Source organism: Pseudomonas sp. B26(2017) (genome assembly GCF_002113045.1).
Lineage (GTDB): Bacteria > Pseudomonadota > Gammaproteobacteria > Pseudomonadales > Pseudomonadaceae > Aquipseudomonas.
On the sequence record NZ_NEJJ01000032.1, the window covers coordinates 1 to 1,200 of the forward strand.

1 protein-coding gene is annotated in these 1,200 nt (G+C 53.8%); it reads left to right on the forward strand.

Features of this window, described 5'->3' with window-relative positions:
* Positions 1 to 221 precede the first annotated feature (221 nt).
* The gene (locus CAF79_RS28585) at positions 222 to 1,169 is read left to right on the forward strand and encodes an IS110 family transposase (RefSeq protein ID WP_085701361.1); all 948 of its coding nucleotides are present in this window, start codon (positions 222 to 224) and stop codon (positions 1,167 to 1,169) included.
* The last annotated feature ends 31 nt before the right edge of the window (positions 1,170 to 1,200 follow it).

Sequence of the window (1,200 nt, forward strand, 5' to 3'; positions counted from 1 at the left end):
TCGCGAGCAAGCTCGCTTGTATGCTGGTACTTGAAGGGAGGAGGAGGGACAAGGCTCGATTCTGACTGTTGGCGCAGTACAGATCCGTGGGAGATTTCGCCCCTCCTCCTTTCACCCAAGCGCCGATAAAGAATGCATCTGGCTAGACCGACGATAGGAACAAGCCTGCGCCTCTGGGTGAGCCCTTCAAGTGCTCAAAACCATATCTCGGGGGGTGTTCAATGGCAATGTCGGTTTCTGTTTCCAAGCCAATCGTGGGCGTGGATGTCGCCAAAGATGAACTGGTGATCTACCAGACCGAACTGGATCTGCTGGAAACGCTTCCCAATAACAAGCCAGCCATCAAGAAATGGCTGAAAACCTTGCCGGCACCGGTCGACATAGCAATTGAGTCGACCAATATCTATCACTTGGAATTCGCCGATCTGGCCCATGATGCCGGCTGCACGATTTACATGGTCGGTGGCTATGAACTAAGCCACTACCGCAAAGGTGTGAAGGTTCGCGCCAAAACCGACGCGCTGGATGCAAAGCTGCTCGCCCGTTATCTGAAAAACGAATATGAAGAGCTTCGCCCATGGACTCCACCATCGCCGCTGTATCGTCAGCTCTTGAGCCTTTTCCGCCGGCGCGCCGCGCTGGTTCAGGCACGAGTTGGCCTGGTACAGAGCTGGGCAAATGAGCCGCTGCTCAAAGCCGCTTTTGCCGAGCAAATAGCCTCAATGCAGAGGCTTGAAGTGCTGGTCGAGAAGATGATCAACGACCTCCTTAAAGAGGCCGGTTTACTTGTCCATCTAAGGCGCTGCATGAAAGTTGAAGGCATAGGCTTTTTGACTGGAGCTCGCCTGATCGCGGCGTTTCAACGGGGCGAGTTTAAAAACGCTGACGCATTCATCGCTTTTTTGGGGATGGATTTACGGGTTTCACAGTCGGGGCAGAAGGACGGTCGTCGCAGTCTGACAAAACGAGGTGATCCGGAGGCGCGCCGACTTTTGCACAATGCAGCCATGTCGGCCAGCCGAACAGCGACCTGGAAAGGTTTTTATGAAGAGCAACGAGCTAAAGGGTTCAGCACCACTCAGGCACTGGTGATTCTGGCCCGTAAACTTGCTCGGGTCGTATTCGCACTACTAAAGGGGCAGAGCGAATACCAGCCGAAAGCAAGTTGAGGGTTTCCCCTAAACCATAGAATCTCCCACA